We start from the raw sequence: 15,705 nt of genomic DNA on the forward strand, positions 1-15,705 counted from the left end.
ATGCGCGTACTGGTTGTTGAGGATAACGCATTGCTACGCCACCACCTGAAGGTTCAGCTTCAGGAGATGGGACATCAGGTGGACGATGCTGAAGATGCAAAAGAAGCCGATTATTATCTCAATGAACACCTGCCGGACATCGCCATTGTCGATTTAGGCCTGCCTGATGAAGACGGCCTGTCGTTAATTCGTCGCTGGCGCAGCCATGATGTTTCTCTGCCGGTTCTGGTTCTGACGGCACGCGAAGGCTGGCAGGACAAAGTTGAAGTGCTCAGCGCCGGTGCGGATGATTACGTCACCAAACCGTTCCATATTGAAGAAGTGGCGGCGCGCATGCAGGCGCTGTTACGCCGCAACAGCGGGCTGGCTTCACAGGTTATCTCCATTCCGCCTTTCCAGGTGGATCTCTCCCGGCGCGAGCTCTCAATTAACGATGAAGCGATCAAGCTGACCGCATTCGAATACACCATTATGGAAACGCTGATCCGTAACAGCGGCAAGGTAGTGAGCAAAGACTCCTTAATGCTCCAGCTCTACCCTGACGCTGAGCTGCGCGAGAGTCACACCATCGACGTGCTGATGGGGCGTTTGCGTAAGAAAATTCAGGCGCAGTATCCGCAGGATGTGATTACCACCGTCCGCGGTCAGGGCTACCTGTTTGAATTACGCTAAATGAGACGGATTTTGCGCCATATTCTGCCCCTCTCGCTGCGGGTTCGCTTTTTACTGGCTACGGCCGCGGTGGTGTTGGTGCTGTCGCTCTCCTACGGTATGGTCGCCCTCGTAGGGTACAGCGTCAGCTTCGATAAAACGACCTTTCGTCTGTTACGCGGCGAAAGCAATCTGTTTTATACCCTGGCGAAATGGGAAGACAACCACATCACCGTTGAAATGCCGGAGAATCTGAATCAGCAGAGCCCAACCCTGGCCATGATTTATAACGAAAAGGGAAAGTTGCTTTGGGCGCAGCGCGATATTCCGTGGCTGGTGAATAGCATTCGTCCTGAATGGCTCAAAACCAACGGATTTCATGAGATTGAAGCCGATCTCAACACCACCAGCACCCTGATTCGCGAAGATCGCTCGATGCAGCAAAAGCTCAATGAAATCCGCGCTGACGATGCCGAGACGGAGATGACGCACTCGGTGGCGATCAATATCTACCCGGCGACCATGAACATGCCGCAGTTGACCATTGTGGTGATTGACACCATCCCGGTTGAGCTAAAACGTTCCTATAAGGTCTGGGGCTGGTTCGTTTATGTTCTCGCCGCAAACCTGCTGCTGGTGATCCCGCTGCTTTGGGTGGCGGCGTGGTGGAGCTTGCGTCCTATTGAGTCCCTGGCACGAGAGGTGCGAGAGCTTGAGGAACATCATCGTGAAAAGCTCAACCCGGAAACCACCCGTGAGCTGACCAGCCTGGTGCGTAACCTCAATCGCCTGCTGAAAAGCGAGCGTGAACGCTATGATAAGTACCGTACGACCCTGACCGACCTCACGCACAGCCTGAAAACACCGCTGGCCGTGATGCAAAGCACCCTGCGTTCAATGCGCAGCTCAAAGCTGAGCGTCGACGATGCCGAGCCGGTGATGCTGGAACAGATCAGCCGAATCTCGCAGCAAATTGGCTATTATCTGCACCGCGCCAGCATGCGTTCCGGCAGCGCGCTCCTGAGCCGCGAGCTGCACCCGGTAGCCCCGCTGCTGGATAATCTCACGTCCGCACTCAACAAGGTGTATCAGCGTAAAGGGGTGAATATCAGCCTCGATATTTCGCCTGAGATTAGCTTTGTCGGCGAAAAAAATGACTTTATGGAAGTGATGGGCAACCTGTTGGATAACGCCTGCAAGTACTGCCTGGAGTTTGTGGAAGTGTCGGCGCGCCAGACGGATAACGAATTACATATTATCGTCGAGGATGATGGCCCGGGGATCCCGCGCAATAAACGTGATGTGGTGTTCGATCGCGGTCAGCGAGCGGATACGCTGCGTCCCGGTCAGGGGGTGGGATTAGCCGTGGCCCGCGAGATTGTCGACCAGTACGATGGCAAAATCGAAACCAGCGAAAGCTTGCTGGGTGGGGCCAGAATGGAAGTGATTTTTGGTCGACAGCAGCCCACTTCGGACGATAGTTAACCCGTTATGTGAAAAATGCGAGGATCTCGCAGCCGGGGGCCTGAGCTTCCGTTATAATCCGAGTCAGTAAGAGCCTGCGGAATAAAAAAATATGGATTATCACTTAACACTTAACTGGCCCGAGTTTATCGAACGTTACTGGCAAAAGCGCCCGGTGGTTCTGAAACGCGGGTTCAGCAACTTTGTCGACCCTATCTCGCCTGACGAGCTGGCCGGTCTGGCCATGGAAAACGAAGTCGACAGCCGCCTGGTCAGCCACCAGGACGGGAAATGGCAGGTCAGCCACGGTCCTTTCGAAAGCTACGATCACCTCGGCGAAAGCAACTGGTCGCTGCTGGTACAGGCGGTCAACCACTGGCACGAGCCAACTGCCGCGCTAATGCGCCCGTTCCGCGCCCTGCCCGACTGGCGAATGGACGATCTGATGATCTCCTTCTCTGTACCGGGCGGCGGCGTGGGTCCGCATCTGGACCAGTACGACGTGTTTATCATTCAGGGTACGGGCCGCCGCCGCTGGCGCGTGGGCGAAAAAGTGCCAATGAAACAGCACTGCCCGCACCCGGATCTGCTTCAGGTGGATCCGTTCGAAGGAATTATCGACGAAGAGCTGGAGCCGGGCGATATCCTCTACATTCCGCCGGGATTCCCTCATGAAGGTTACTCCCTGGAGAACTCGCTGAACTACTCCGTTGGATTCCGCGCGCCGAGCGGCCGCGAGATGATCAGCGGCTTTGCCGACTATGTTCTGCAGCGCGAGCTGGGCAGCTATCGCTACAGCGATCCGGATGTACCTGCGCGAGAGCATCCGGCAGATATCGTGCCAGAAGAGCTGGATAAACTGCGCGGCATGATGCTGGATCTGATCAACGAGCCGGAACACTTTAAACAATGGTTTGGCGAGTTTATCAGCCAGTCCCGCCACGAGCTGGACGTTGCGCCACCGGAGCCGCCGTATCAGGCGGACGAGATTTACGATGCGCTCCAGCAAGGCGACAAGCTGGTACGTCTGGGCGGATTGCGCGTGCTGCGTATTGGTGAAGAGGTGTTCGTCAACGGCGAGAAGCTGGACTCTCCGCACCGACCGGCGCTGGAAGCCATTGCCAGCCATCTGGTGTTGACTGCCGACACCTTTGGCGATGCGCTGGAAGACCCGTCCTTCCTCGCGATGCTGGCCGCGCTGGTCAACAGCGGGTACTGGTTCTTTGAGGACTGAGTTGCTTTAATGCCCGGTAGCGCTTCGCTTACCGGGCCTGCGATCCGAATGTAGGCCGGGTAAGGCGTAGCCGCCACCCGGCTTTTCACTTCCGCTCACCCGCCGCAAAATCCTCGATCTCTCCCGCCCAATCCACCGGATACACCCCTTCAGCCACATCGCGATGAAACGTTGAAAAAGGCCAGTCAATAACCTTACTGACATAGCCATGCTTCACCGGATTGATGTAGACGTAATCCATATGTCGCAGGTAATCCTTTTCATTGCGAATGGTGTGCTCCCAGAAACGCGGCTGCCATACGTGGCGCATGTCGATGTTGCGGCTAAACGTTTTTTTGATATCCCGCCAGCGTGCCGAAAAGTCGCTATCTCCTTCCGGTAAGGTCCAGATACAGTGCATATGCTCAGGCAGAATAACCCATGCGTTGATCGTGAACGGCTTTGCACGTTTAACCAAAGAGGTGGCAGCGCGCAGACTGTCGATATAACGGGTAAGCAAATCGCTCTGGCGGTTTTGCAGGTTTACGGTGAAAAACCATGTACCGCCGGGGATGTAGTGGCGACGATAGTTTGACATGGGCACTCCTTGCCTCATTGTCGGGTGGCGGCTTCGCCTTACCCGACCTACGATCCGAATGTAGGCCCGGTAAGCCTAGCGCCACCGGGCGTTTTTTAGCCTTTTGCAGTAAGTTCCGCTATCCGCACTATCACCTTCACTGCTTTTTCCATCCCTTCCAGCGTCACAAACTCATGCTTGCCGTGGTAGTTATAGCCACCGGTAAACAAGTTCGGGCACGGCAGTCCCATAAACGACAGCTGAGAACCGTCGGTGCCGCCGCGAATCGGCTTCAGCTGCGGTTCAATATCACAGTCGCGCATCGCCTGCTGGGCGATATCAAGAATGTGCGGATGGGCCATCACCTTCTCGCGCATATTGTAATAGCTATCTTCGATAATGAGCTCAATATAGCAATCAGGGTGTAATCCTTTACCAACCTTCTTAGCGATCTCCATCATCTTGCGCTTGCGGGCCTCAAAGGCTTTGCGGTCGAAATCGCGGATGATGTAGTGCATCTGCGCGCTGTCCACGGTGCCTTTGATGCTGGTGAGGTGATAAAAGCCCTCGTAACCTTCGGTCTGTTCAGGGCTCTCTTCCGCCGGGACTTCCGCATGAATACGCGACGCCAGCGACAAGGCGTTCACCATGACGCCTTTCGCCGAACCGGGGTGAACGTTGTTACCGACAATTTTGATCGTGACGGACGCGGCATTGAAGTTTTCATACTCCAGTTCACCGACGCCGCCGCCGTCAACGGTATAGGCCCACTGCGCGTTAAAGGCTTCCACGTCGAAGTGCTTCGCGCCTTTGCCGACCTCTTCGTCCGGCGTAAAGGCCACGCGGATATCTCCGTGCGGGATATTTTTCTCTTTCAGCACCGCCAGCGCGGTCATGATCTCCGCGATGCCCGCCTTGTCATCCGCCCCCAGCAGCGTTTTACCGTCGGTGGTGATCAGCGTCTGGCCGAGCAACTGGTGCAGCACCGGGAACATCACCGGAGACAGCACTTCGTCGCCAATACCCAGCGCAATATCGCCGCCGCGGTAGTTTTCCACGATCTGCGGGTTAACATGTTTACCGCTAAAATCCGGAGAGGTGTCGACATGGGAGATAAAGCCAATCGCCGGAATATCACCCGGCACATTCGCCGGCAGCGTTCCCATCACAGTGCCTTTTTCGCTTAACGTGACGTTGACCAGCCCCATGGCGTCAAGCTGCTCTTTAAGCAGGTTTAACAACTTCCACTGGCCTTCGGTGCTTGGCACCTGGCGGACACCCGGCTTAGATTGGGTATCCAGCGAAACATACTGTAAAAAACGCTCAAGTAATTTATCCATGCAGTCACCCTCACTTTTCGTGACAACATTATCAATAAGCATCAAAACGCAAATATTGCGTCAGGTCACTTTTATCCCGCAAACGAGAACTTTTTACGTTTATATCTTTATGCGTTAATAAATGTAGCTTATGAATCAGTGACAAGGATTGGCGATTACGGGGGATTGCCGTAGAATGTCCGCCCTCATTACGAGTCACCAAGGTGGTTACACACAAACCCCGCTTCAGTCTGCTGCCTGAGGCGTCTATATGGGACAGCGCAAAAATTGAATACACAATCCCGTTCTCGTTCACCGCTGGTGCAACTGGAACGAATTCGTAAAAGCTTTGATGGCAAAGACGTCATTTCCGACCTCAACCTGACCATCAATGATGGTGAGTTTCTTACGCTGCTTGGCCCTTCCGGCTGCGGCAAAACCACCGTACTGCGCCTTATCGCCGGGCTGGAAAGCGTTGATAATGGCCGCATCCATCTTGAGAACCAGGACATAACCCAGGTTCCTGCCGAAGATCGCCACGTCAATACCGTCTTTCAGAGCTATGCCCTGTTCCCGCACATGACCGTGTTTGAGAACGTGGCGTTTGGCCTGCGGATGCAAAAGACCCCGGCTAATGAGATTGAACCGCGCGTCACCGACGCCCTGCGCATGGTACAGCTGGAAGCGTTTGCCCAGCGTAAGCCCCACCAGCTCTCCGGCGGTCAGCAGCAGCGCGTTGCGATTGCCCGCGCCGTGGTCAATAAACCGCGCCTGCTTCTGCTGGATGAATCCCTCTCCGCGCTGGACTACAAGCTGCGCAAGCAGATGCAGAACGAGCTGAAAGCGCTACAGCGCAAGCTTGGCATCACCTTTGTCTTCGTCACCCACGACCAGGAAGAGGCACTGACCATGTCAGACCGTATCGTGGTGATGCGCGACGGCAAGATTGAGCAGGACGGTACGCCGCGCGAAATCTACGAAGAGCCGAAAAACCTGTTTGTCGCCAGCTTCATTGGCGAAATCAATATCTTTAACGCCACGGTGATTGAGCGTCTGGACGACCAGCGCGTGCGCGCCAGCGTTGAAGGACGCGAGTGCAATATCACGGTGAATTTCCCCGTCGAAAAGGGACAAAAGCTCAACGTTCTGCTGCGCCCGGAAGATCTGCGCGTCGATGAAATTCACGGCAATACCGAGGCCGAAGGGTTAATCGGCTATATCCGTGAGCGCAACTACAAAGGGATGACGCTGGAATCTGTCGTCGAGCTGGAGAACGGCAAAATGGTAATGGTCAGCGAATTCTTTAACGAGGACGATCCTGACTTCGACCACTCTCTCGACCAGAAAATGGTTATTAACTGGGTAGAAAGCTGGGAGGTTGTGCTGGCTGATGAAGAACACAAGTAAGTTCCAGAAGGTGGTGATTGCCACTATCGTCGGTTGGCTTGTGCTGTTTGTCTTTTTACCCAACCTGATGATCGTTGCCACCAGCTTCCTGACCCGGGACGATACAAACTTCGTTTCGCTGGTCTTTACGCTGGACAACTACGCGCGCCTGCTCGACCCGCTCTATTTCGACGTGCTACTGCACTCGCTTAATATGGCGCTGATGGCTACCGTGGCCTGCCTGCTACTAGGGTACCCTTTCGCATGGTTCCTGGCCAGGCTGCCACAGAAGGTGCGCCCGCTGCTGCTGTTTCTGCTGATTGTGCCGTTCTGGACTAACTCGCTGATTCGCATCTACGGGCTGAAAATCTTCCTCAGCACCAAAGGCTACCTCAATGAATTTCTGCTGTGGCTGGGAGTGATCGATACGCCGATACGCATCATGTTTACCCCGAGCGCGGTGATCGTTGGTCTGGTCTATATCCTGCTGCCGTTTATGGTGATGCCGCTCTACTCCAGCATCGAGAAGCTTGATAAACCGCTACTGGAGGCGGCAAAAGACCTGGGGGCTAACAAGCTTCAGACCTTCATCCGCATTATTATTCCGCTGACCATGCCCGGCATTATTGCCGGCTGTCTGCTGGTAATGCTTCCGGCGATGGGCCTGTTCTACGTGTCCGACCTGATGGGCGGAGCGAAAAACCTGCTGATCGGTAACGTGATTAAGAGTCAGTTCCTGAACATCCGCGACTGGCCGTTCGGTTCCGCGACAAGCATTACGCTGACGGTAGTGATGGGGCTGATGCTGCTGGTCTACTGGCGCGCCTCGCGCCTGCTGAATAAAAGGGTGGAACTCGAATGATCGGTCGACTGCTTCGCGGCGGTTTTATGACCGCCATCTACGCCTATCTTTATATCCCGATTATCATTTTAATCGTGAACTCTTTTAACAGCTCGCGGTTCGGGATTAACTGGCAGGGCTTTACCACCAGCTGGTACAGCCTGCTGATGAACAACGACAGCCTGCTGCAGGCTGCCCAGCACTCGCTGACGATGGCGATCGTCTCCGCCACCTTCGCCACGCTGATTGGCTCCCTCACCGCCGTGGCGCTGTACCGCTATCGCTTTCGCGGCAAGCCGTTCGTCAGCGGCATGCTGTTTGTGGTGATGATGTCGCCGGACATCGTGATGGCGATTTCGCTGCTGGTGCTGTTTATGCTGCTGGGCGTACAGCTTGGCTTCTGGTCGCTGCTGTTTTCCCATATCACCTTCTGCCTGCCGTTTGTGGTGGTGACCGTTTTCGCGCGCCTGAAAGGGTTCGACGTGCGCATGCTGGAGGCGGCGAAGGATCTGGGTGCCAGCGAAATGACCATCCTGCGCAAAATCATCCTGCCGCTGGCGATGCCCGCCGTGGCGGCCGGATGGCTGCTCAGCTTTACGCTGTCGATGGATGACGTGGTGGTCTCCTCCTTCGTGACCGGGCCGAGCTACGAAATTCTGCCGTTGAAGATCTATTCGATGGTCAAAGTCGGCGTGTCGCCAGAGGTGAACGCGCTGGCGACCATTCTGCTGGTGTTTTCGCTGGTTCTGGTGATCGCCAGCCAGGTTATTGCTCGTGATAAAACAAAATCTCAGGGGACAATGAAATGAAAAAAATGCTCGCCGCTGCGGCGCTGGTGCTTGGCATGGGTGCCGCGCACGCTGATGACAGCAAAACGCTCTACTTCTACAACTGGACCGAGTATGTGCCGCCGGGCCTGCTGGAGCAGTTCACCAAAGAGACTGGCATTAAGGTTATCTACTCGACCTACGAGTCGAATGAAACCATGTACGCCAAGCTGAAAACCTATAAAGACGGTGCATACGATCTGGTCGTTCCCTCCACTTACTTTGTCGACAAAATGCGCAAAGAGGGGATGATCCAGAAGATCGATAAAACGAAGCTAACCCATTTTTCAAACCTCGATCCTGAGATGCTCAACAAGCCGTTCGACCCGAATAATGACTACTCCATTCCTTACATCTGGGGGGCAACGGCGATTGGCGTTAACAGCGAGGCCATCGATCCGAAAACGGTCACCGGCTGGGCCGACCTGTGGAAACCGGAATACAAAGGCAGCCTGCTGTTAACCGACGATGCGCGCGAAGTATTCCAGATCGCGCTGCGTAAACTCGGCTTTTCCGGTAATACCACCGATCCGAAAGAGATCGATGCGGCTTACAACGAGCTGAAAAAGCTGATGCCTAACGTGGCGGCATTCAACTCAGATAACCCGGCAAACCCGTATATGGAAGGTGAAGTGAACCTGGGGATGGTGTGGAACGGCTCTGCGTATGTTGCCCGCCAGGCCGGTACGCCGCTGGAGGTGGTCTGGCCGAAGGAAGGCGGCATCTTCTGGATGGATAGCCTTGCGATCCCGGCCAACGCGAAGAACGTGGACGGCGCGCTGAAGCTGATCAACTTCCTGCTGCGCCCGGACGTGGCGAAACAGGTTGCCGAGACGATTGGCTACCCGACGCCAAACCTGGCCGCCCGCAAGCTGCTGAAGCCTGACGTGGCTAACGATAAGTCACTCTATCCGGACGCCGACACCATCAGCAAAGGTGAATGGCAGAACGACGTTGGTGACGCGAGTCGCCTTTACGAAGAGTATTATCAGAAGTTAAAAGCAGGTCGTTAATGCAATACATAACGGGCGACGCAGCGTCGCCCGTTACTCTTACAGCCCCTTCAGAAGCTTATCCACAAAGGCCGGCACGACTTCACTCGCCAGGCCGTATTGCTTCTCTTCAAACTCGCTGCCCACCTGGCTTGGCTCCAGATTGAGCTCGACCGTATGCGCCCCGTGCAGTCGCGCTTCGTGAACAAACCCCGCCGCCGGGTAAACGTGACCCGATGTGCCAATAGCAATAAACACGTCCGCCATCGCCAGCGCGCTGTAGATCTCATCCATCCCCAGCGGCATTTCGCCAAACCAGACCACGTGCGGACGCAGGCGCGACGGGAACTGGCAGCAGTGGCATTTGTCTTCCGGCAGCACGTCCTCTTTCCAGTCCAGCACCTGACCGCTCCAGGCGCAGCGAACCTTGAGCAGCTCACCGTGCATGTGGATGATGTTCTTGTTTCCGGCCCGCTCGTGCAGGTTATCGATATTCTGCGTCACCAGCAGAAAACGATCCCCCAGCGCCTCTTCCAGCTTCGCCAGCGCCAGATGCGCCGCATTCGGCGCAATCTCAGGCTGCTGAAGCTGCCGGCGGCGAGCGTTGTAAAACGCCTGCACGAGATCCGGATCGCGGGCAAAGCCTTCCGGCGTCGCCACGTCCTCGACACGGTGCTCTTCCCACAGCCCGTCCGCTGCACGGAAGGTCTGAATTCCTGACTCGGCGGAGATCCCCGCGCCGGTCAGCACCACCACTCTGGGTTTATCCATCGCTTCTGGCATTATTCTGTCTCTGAAAAAGATCCGCTGGCGCAAGCGCTCTCGTAAGCGGCGTTTGTTTTTGCGAAAACGGCTGAGTCGACCCTGGCGACGCGACAGCATAAAGACCTCGTAAACTAATCGGTGAGATGAAGGAATGCGGCTCCGCGCATGCCTCCTGCGTCCCCGTGGCGCGCACGTTCAATACGCGGCACGCGGGCGACCGGCAATAAATGTCGGGGCAGACGCCCGGACAACCTTTCCGTAATCGCGGTAAAGTTTGATAGCCCTCCCCCGATCACCAGCAGATCCGGGTCGACGATGGTGAGAATATTTCCCAGACACACCGCCAGCAGATCCAGATAGCGCTCGACGTGTTCACGCGCCTGCGCATCCCCCTGCTCCCACAGGGTAATGATTTGAGGGGCCTCAAGTTTCTGATGATAGAAGTGTTCGTAAAGCCATGCAAACCCGCGGCCGGAGAGGTAGTTCTCAATACAGCCGTGCTGGCCGCAGCCGCAGCGGGTCAGCGGAAAATCGCGCCCCACCACCTCCAGCGCATCCACCGGCAGGCGGATATGACCAAATTCCCCGGTGATGTAGCTGCGCCCGGTAATCGGCTTACCGTTGATGACAATCCCCCCGCCGACGCCGGTACCGAGGATCAGCCCCATCACCAGCGGATATTGACGGAACTCATCGTCCCAGGCTTCAGAGAGGGCAAAGCAGTTGGCATCGTTGTCTAAACGCACGTCGCGTTCAAGGAGGGCTGAAAGATCGGCGCGCAGCGGTTTACCGCTGGCGGCAGGCACGTTGGCGGCATACAGCGTGCCGTCATCGGTTTCGGGCATCCCCGGGATCCCGATACCGACGCTACCTTTCACGCCAAAGCGTTCATCCGCCTGCGCAACCAGCGCGGCAATGGCGGTTAAAAATTCATCGTAGCTTTCGCGCGGGGTGGGAACGCGGGTTTCCCACTGCAGTTTGAGGTTTTTATCAAACACGCCGAGCGCAATCTTGGTGCCGCCAATATCAAATCCATAATACATAGTGCATTCCTCTTTCTGACATAGCGGCCTCAGGACCGCTACACCATGACGTAATTACTGGCCACTTAATACCCTCGCCGGATCGATTCGGCTTGCGCGACGCGCCGGATACCAGCTTGCCAGCAGACTCAGTAAAAGTGCTGTAAGCAGCACATAAAAAACGTCCAGCCAGTGCAGTTCAGACGGCAGGAAGTCAATAAAATAGATGTCACCGGACAGGAACTGGTGGCCGATAAGCTTTTCAATTCCGTTGATAATCGGCGTCAGCTGCAGGGAAACCACCACGCCAATCACCACGCCGCACAGGCTGCCGAACAGCCCCGCCAGCAAACCATACCAGACGAAGATGGCGCGAATAAGACCGTCTTTTGCCCCGAGGGTACGCAGCACGGCGATGTCGCCGCTCTTGTCCTTAACCGCCATCACCAGCGTCGAGACGATATTAAAGCACGCCACGCCAATCACCAGCACCATCGCCAGATACATAATCGCGCGGATCATCTGGATATCACGGTACATATACCCGTAAGTACCGATCCAGCTTTTGATATAGACATAGTTATTGGTGACGCTGCCGGCATCGCGCACCAGTTTGTTGGCGTTAAAGACGTCGTTCACCTTAATGGCAATGCCCGTCACGCTGTCGCCCATGTCGAGATACTGGCGCGCATCTTCCAGCGGCACCATCGCAAAGCTATGGTCAAGCTGGCCGCTCAGCTGGAGAATACCGGTGACGTGCAGGCGCACGCGCTTGGGCTGCTGCAGTTTGTGGTCAGCGCTGGCGTTGGGGATCATGATTGACACCCAGTCGCCCTGCTTCACCTTCAGGGCATCGGCAACGCCTTTGCCCATGATGATCTGCTGCTCGCCGGCCTTAAAGTTCGCCCACGCGCCGTTCTGCACATAGTTCGGCAGCGCGCTCAGTCGCGCTTCCTGGGCGGGGTTGACCCCTTTCACCTGGATGGCGCGCAGGTTTACCCCGCTCTCTACCAGCCCGGTAAAGTTAATGTAGGGCGCGGCCGCCGCAATGCCGGGCACTTTTTCCACTTTAGTCAGGGCGTCGCTCCAGTTGGCCCACGGCTGGTTAACCGGCTCGATTTCCCCGTGCGGCACCACCGCCAGAATGCGGTTATTCAACTCCCGCTCAAAGCCGTTCATGGCGCTTAAGCCCACAATCAGCACCGCCACGCCCAGCGCAATACCGATGGTCGAGATCACGGAGATGAGCGACACCATGCCGCCGCGACGGCGGCCGCGGCTAAAGCGTAACCCGATGAGTAACGATAACGGTGACGCCATTACTCCGCCCCCATCAGGGTTAGTTCCGCGTTCAGATGACCGTCGCGCATCTCAAGCTGGCGCCCCATGCGTTTTGCCAGCTGCAGATCGTGGGTCACCACCAGAAACGCGGTCCCCTGCGAGGCGTTCAGCTCGCCGAGAAGCTGGAAAATACTGTCCGCATTGCGCGCGTCCAGGTTACCGGTCGGTTCATCCGCAAGTACCAGGCGCGGATTATTGACCAGCGCGCGGGCAATCGCCACGCGCTGGCGCTCGCCGCCGGAAAGCTCTGACGGACGATGGTTACCGCGATGCCCCAGCCCTACCGCTTTCAGCATGTCGCTGGCGCGGGCATTAATTTCTGCCGGTTTCTTTTTGCCAATCAGCAGTGGCATCGCCACGTTTTCCAGCGCCGTGAAATCCGGCAGCAGGTGGTGGAACTGGTAGATAAAGCCCAGCTCGCGGTTACGCAGCTCGGCCTTCGCTGCAGAGGACATTTTGCTCATCGGCTGGCCGGAGAAGATCACATCGCCGCTGGTTGGCGTATCGAGCCCGCCCAGCAGGTGCAGCAGCGTACTTTTGCCCGAGCCGGAGCTGCCGACAATCGCCATCATCTCGCCCTCGCCCACGCTAAAGCTCACATTGTGCAGCACGTCGGTCTGCACAGTGCCTTCCTGATAGCGTTTGGACAGGTTGTCGCATTGCAACAGGATCTTATTCATAACGTAAAGCCTCAGCGGGTTGGGTGGCGGCAGCGCGCCAGGAAGGATAAAGCGTAGAAAGCAGCGCAATGGCCATCGCGGCCAGCGCAATCCCGACCACCTGCAGCGGCTCGATAGCCACCGGCAGCGCCGCGCCGTCAAGCAGCGCGCCGATGATCGGCATTAAGTTATTAAGCTGGCTGGCAAGCAGTGCCCCCAGCACGGCGCCGAGCAGCGCGCCGATGATACCGGCACTGGCCCCCTGCACCATAAACACCGCCATGATCTGGCGCGGCGTGAGCCCCTGAGTTTGCAGAATGGCGACTTCGCCCTGCTTCTCCATCACCATCAGGCCCAGCGATGTGATAATGTTAAATGCAGCCACGGCGACGATCAGGCTCAGCAGCAGCCCCATCATGTTTTTTTCCATTCGCACGGCCTGGAACAGTTCGCCTTTACGCTCGCGCCAGTCCTGCCATTTGGTGCCGTCCGGCAGTTTTTGCTGGCTGAGGGTATCGACCTTCAGCGGCTGATCGAGCCACAGGCGCCAGCCGGTGATGTTTCCCGCCGGGTAACGCATCAGACGTGACGCGTCCTGGATGTTCACCAGCATCTGATAGCCGTCAACTTCGCTGTTGGCGGCAAAGGTGCCGACCACGTTAAACAGGCGCTGGCTTGGCAAACGTCCCATCGGCGTAAATTGGCTTGCGGACGGCACCATCACGCGCAGCTGGTCGCCACGGTTGACGCCAAGCTGGCCGGCAAGCTGCTCACCCAGAATCACGTTGTACTTTCCGGCTTCCAGATCGGTCTGCTTGACGTTAACCAGGAACGGCGTCAGCGGGTCTTTTTGCGCCGGGTCAATTCCCAGCATCACGCCGACCGCCACGCTGCGGGCACTTTGCAGCACCACGTCGCCCGTTGTGAGCGGCGCAACGCGCGTGACGCCCTGTAACTTCGCCGCGCTTTCCGGCAGCTGTTGCGGGTTCACCGAACCGTTGGTTGAGGAGAGAACGGCCTGCGGCATCAGCCCCAGGATGTTGTTTTGCAGCTCGCGCTCGAAGCCATTCATAACGGAAAGTACCGTCACCAGTGCCATCACGCCAAGCGTAATGCCAATAGTCGAAAGCCAGGAGACAAAGCGACCGAAGCGGTCCGCGGCGCGCCCACGCATGTAACGTAAGCCTATGAAGAGTGCGACAGGTTGATACATGAAGTCCGTCTGTTTGCTGATAGCAGACCCACGAGTATATAAGCGAATCCGTTAAGGGTAAATGACTGAAACCGTAAGCTTTGGTAATCATTTTTCCGAAAAATTCAGATAAATCAGAGTGCTATTGTCTGAATCGTCACCATACAGCCTCCACCTTTTCCGAAAAACCACCTGATACAGACTGTTACCCGTTACATCCCGGCTTCGTTTAACAACAATTGCTCGTTCGTTTATGGCAATAAGGTAGTCGCGAACAATGAAGCAAAAAGCATTATGGATTAACCAGATAAAAGGGCTCTGTATCTGCCTGGTGGTTATCTATCATTCGGTCATCACCTTTTACCCGCATCTGAGCGGGCTGCAACACCCGCTCTCTGGACTCCTGGCGAAATGCTGGGTCTATTTTAACCTCTATCTCGCCCCGTTCCGTATGCCGGTCTTCTTCTTTATCTCCGGCTATCTGATCCGTCGTTATATTGATGAGGTAGACTGGCGCACCAGCCTCGACAAGCGGATCTGGAGCATTGTCTGGGTTCTGGCGCTGTGGGGCGTCCTGCAATGGCAAGCGCTGACCCACCTGAATGCCTGGCTGGCGCCCGACCGCGAGCTTGCCACCTCGTCGAATGCGGCCTACGCCGACTCGTTCTCAGGCTTTGTGCTGGGGATGGTCACCGCCAGCACCAGCCTGTGGTATCTGTATGCTCTGGTGGTCTACTTCACGCTGTGTAAACTGCTTAGCCGCTGGAAGCTGCCGGTACTCGGACTGCTGGCGCTGGCGAGCATCGCGATCAACTTCCTGCCGTTGCCGTGGTGGGGAATGAACAGCGTGGTACGTAACATGATCTACTACAGCATGGGGGCGTGGTATGGCGCGGAGCTGATGGCGTGGATGAAAAGCTTCAACCTGCGCCGCACTTGGCTGGCAACTGGCGCTTTCGCGGCCGTCTCCGTGGTGCTGTGGTTTGCAAACGTTCCTCTCCTGCTTTCCCTGCTGTCGATTGTGTTGATCATGAAGCTGTTCTATAGCTTCGAGCAGCGCTATGCCGTGCATCCTAACAACCTGCTGAACGTGATTGGCTCAAACACCATTGCGATCTATACCACCCACCGCATATTAATAGAGGCCTTCAGCCTGATCCTGATTGGCGAGATGAATGCCGCCCTGTGGCCGATCTGGGCAGAACTGTGCTTAATACTGGTCTACCCGTTTGCCAGCCTGCTTATCTGTACCCTTGCCGGGCTCGGGGTGCGTAAAATCTCCACCGCACTGTTCGGAGACCTTTTCTTCTCTCCTCCGTCTACGCGGAGCCTGTCACCTGCCACCCGTTAATGCCCCTCCGCCCCCGTTTTGGGGGCGTTTAGCCCTGCCGTGCGGTTACGATTTGCTTATGTAAAACGATCGAGGATAATAAAGACATTGCGTATCAGTGATATG

The 15,705-nt window shown here is 56.3% G+C and carries 15 protein-coding genes; 8 read left to right on the plus strand and 7 right to left on the minus strand.

The genetic code is table 11. The features are described from left to right. The 3 genes from phoP (at position 1) to AB8818_RS05540 (ending at position 3,349) form a co-directional block, all read left to right on the plus strand. Positions 1 to 672, plus strand: coding sequence for a two-component system response regulator PhoP (phoP, locus tag AB8818_RS05530; protein WP_116341160.1), 672 nt, complete (start codon positions 1 to 3; stop codon positions 670 to 672). Next, on the plus strand, positions 673 to 2,136 hold the full coding sequence (phoQ, locus tag AB8818_RS05535; RefSeq protein WP_116340611.1) for a two-component system sensor histidine kinase PhoQ: 1,464 nt from the start codon (positions 673 to 675) through the stop codon (positions 2,134 to 2,136). A 91-nt stretch (positions 2,137 to 2,227) separates the two neighbouring features. Next, positions 2,228 to 3,349, plus strand: a complete 1,122-nt coding sequence (locus AB8818_RS05540) for a cupin domain-containing protein (protein WP_116340613.1) — start codon at positions 2,228 to 2,230, stop codon at positions 3,347 to 3,349. Between the two features lie 85 nt (positions 3,350 to 3,434). On the opposite strand, the gene AB8818_RS05545 is transcribed toward AB8818_RS05540, so the two are convergent. Then, positions 3,435 to 3,926 (minus strand): transposase, encoded by a 492-nt coding sequence (locus AB8818_RS05545; RefSeq protein WP_192981669.1) that lies wholly within the window; start codon positions 3,924 to 3,926, stop codon positions 3,435 to 3,437. 95 nt (positions 3,927 to 4,021) lie between these two features. Continuing rightward, a complete protein-coding gene (pepT, locus tag AB8818_RS05550; RefSeq protein ID WP_116340617.1) occupies positions 4,022 to 5,245 on the minus strand; it encodes a peptidase T in 1,224 nt (407 codons plus the stop codon). A 237-nt stretch (positions 5,246 to 5,482) separates the two neighbouring features. On the opposite strand from pepT, the gene potA reads away from it, so the two are divergent. From potA to potD, 4 genes are read left to right on the plus strand one after another with little or no spacing between them, the layout of a single operon-like run. Next, positions 5,483 to 6,631, plus strand: coding sequence for a spermidine/putrescine ABC transporter ATP-binding protein PotA (potA, locus tag AB8818_RS05555; protein ID WP_166712684.1), 1,149 nt, complete (start codon positions 5,483 to 5,485; stop codon positions 6,629 to 6,631). After that, positions 6,615 to 7,472, plus strand: a complete 858-nt coding sequence (gene potB / locus AB8818_RS05560; protein ID WP_163328779.1) for a spermidine/putrescine ABC transporter permease PotB — start codon at positions 6,615 to 6,617, stop codon at positions 7,470 to 7,472. Before potA ends, potB begins: the two co-directional genes overlap by 17 nt. Further along, positions 7,469 to 8,260: a spermidine/putrescine ABC transporter permease PotC gene (potC, locus tag AB8818_RS05565; protein WP_163328777.1), complete on the plus strand. Its 792-nt coding sequence runs from the start codon at positions 7,469 to 7,471 to the stop codon at positions 8,258 to 8,260. The genes potB and potC overlap by 4 nt, the downstream gene beginning before the upstream one ends. After that, positions 8,257 to 9,291: a spermidine/putrescine ABC transporter substrate-binding protein PotD gene (potD, locus tag AB8818_RS05570; RefSeq protein WP_163328775.1), complete on the plus strand. Its 1,035-nt coding sequence runs from the start codon at positions 8,257 to 8,259 to the stop codon at positions 9,289 to 9,291. Before potC ends, potD begins: the two co-directional genes overlap by 4 nt. A 39-nt stretch (positions 9,292 to 9,330) precedes the next feature. On the opposite strand, the gene cobB is transcribed toward potD, so the two are convergent. Genes cobB through lolC form a run of 5 tightly spaced genes read right to left on the minus strand, consistent with a single transcriptional unit; the run spans position 9,331 to position 14,270 of the window. Then, on the minus strand, positions 9,331 to 10,152 hold the full coding sequence (gene cobB / locus AB8818_RS05575) for a Sir2 family NAD+-dependent deacetylase (RefSeq protein ID WP_041910499.1): 822 nt from the start codon (positions 10,150 to 10,152) through the stop codon (positions 9,331 to 9,333). A gap of 14 nt (positions 10,153 to 10,166) precedes the next feature. After that, positions 10,167 to 11,078 carry an N-acetylglucosamine kinase gene (gene nagK, locus AB8818_RS05580; RefSeq protein ID WP_116340627.1) on the minus strand — a complete coding sequence of 304 codons (912 nt, stop codon included), beginning with the start codon at positions 11,076 to 11,078 and terminating at the stop codon, positions 10,167 to 10,169. 54 nt (positions 11,079 to 11,132) lie between these two features. After that, entirely contained in the window at positions 11,133 to 12,377 is a 1,245-nt protein-coding gene (lolE, locus tag AB8818_RS05585) for a lipoprotein-releasing ABC transporter permease subunit LolE (protein WP_116340629.1), read from the minus strand. Beyond that, a complete protein-coding gene (gene lolD / locus AB8818_RS05590; protein ID WP_112781858.1) occupies positions 12,377 to 13,078 on the minus strand; it encodes a lipoprotein-releasing ABC transporter ATP-binding protein LolD in 702 nt (233 codons plus the stop codon). The genes lolE and lolD overlap by 1 nt, the downstream gene beginning before the upstream one ends. After that, a complete protein-coding gene (gene lolC, locus AB8818_RS05595) occupies positions 13,071 to 14,270 on the minus strand; it encodes a lipoprotein-releasing ABC transporter permease subunit LolC (protein WP_116340631.1) in 1,200 nt (399 codons plus the stop codon). The genes lolD and lolC overlap by 8 nt, the downstream gene beginning before the upstream one ends. Positions 14,271 to 14,526: 256 nt before the next feature. On the opposite strand from lolC, the gene AB8818_RS05600 reads away from it, so the two are divergent. Further along, positions 14,527 to 15,600, plus strand: coding sequence for an acyltransferase family protein (locus AB8818_RS05600; protein WP_163328773.1), 1,074 nt, complete (start codon positions 14,527 to 14,529; stop codon positions 15,598 to 15,600). The last annotated feature ends 105 nt before the right edge of the window (positions 15,601 to 15,705 follow it).

This window comes from Enterobacter sp. KB-280D8, from assembly GCF_041399405.1.
Lineage (GTDB): Bacteria > Pseudomonadota > Gammaproteobacteria > Enterobacterales > Enterobacteriaceae > Enterobacter > Enterobacter cloacae_N.

Bases quoted from the DNA above. Each gene is read 5' to 3' on its own strand.
- potC (WP_163328777.1), top strand. From the start codon at position 7,469: ATGATCGGTCGACTGCTTCGCGGCGGTTTTATGACCGCCATCTACGCC.
- potB (WP_163328779.1), top strand. From the start codon at position 6,615: ATGAAGAACACAAGTAAGTTCCAGAAGGTGGTGATTGCCACTATCGTC.
- lolD (WP_112781858.1), bottom strand. From the start codon at position 13,078: ATGAATAAGATCCTGTTGCAATGCGACAACCTGTCCAAACGCTATCAG.
- lolE (WP_116340629.1), bottom strand. From the start codon at position 12,377: ATGGCGTCACCGTTATCGTTACTCATCGGGTTACGCTTTAGCCGCGGC.
- cobB (WP_041910499.1), bottom strand. From the start codon at position 10,152: ATGCTGTCGCGTCGCCAGGGTCGACTCAGCCGTTTTCGCAAAAACAAA.
- potD (WP_163328775.1), top strand. From the start codon at position 8,257: ATGAAAAAAATGCTCGCCGCTGCGGCGCTGGTGCTTGGCATGGGTGCC.
- AB8818_RS05600 (WP_163328773.1), top strand. From the start codon at position 14,527: ATGAAGCAAAAAGCATTATGGATTAACCAGATAAAAGGGCTCTGTATC.
- pepT (WP_116340617.1), bottom strand. From the start codon at position 5,245: ATGGATAAATTACTTGAGCGTTTTTTACAGTATGTTTCGCTGGATACC.
- AB8818_RS05540 (WP_116340613.1), top strand. From the start codon at position 2,228: ATGGATTATCACTTAACACTTAACTGGCCCGAGTTTATCGAACGTTAC.
- phoP (WP_116341160.1), top strand. From the start codon at position 1: ATGCGCGTACTGGTTGTTGAGGATAACGCATTGCTACGCCACCACCTG.
- nagK (WP_116340627.1), bottom strand. From the start codon at position 11,078: ATGTATTATGGATTTGATATTGGCGGCACCAAGATTGCGCTCGGCGTG.
- phoQ (WP_116340611.1), top strand. From the start codon at position 673: ATGAGACGGATTTTGCGCCATATTCTGCCCCTCTCGCTGCGGGTTCGC.
- AB8818_RS05545 (WP_192981669.1), bottom strand. From the start codon at position 3,926: ATGTCAAACTATCGTCGCCACTACATCCCCGGCGGTACATGGTTTTTC.
- lolC (WP_116340631.1), bottom strand. From the start codon at position 14,270: ATGTATCAACCTGTCGCACTCTTCATAGGCTTACGTTACATGCGTGGG.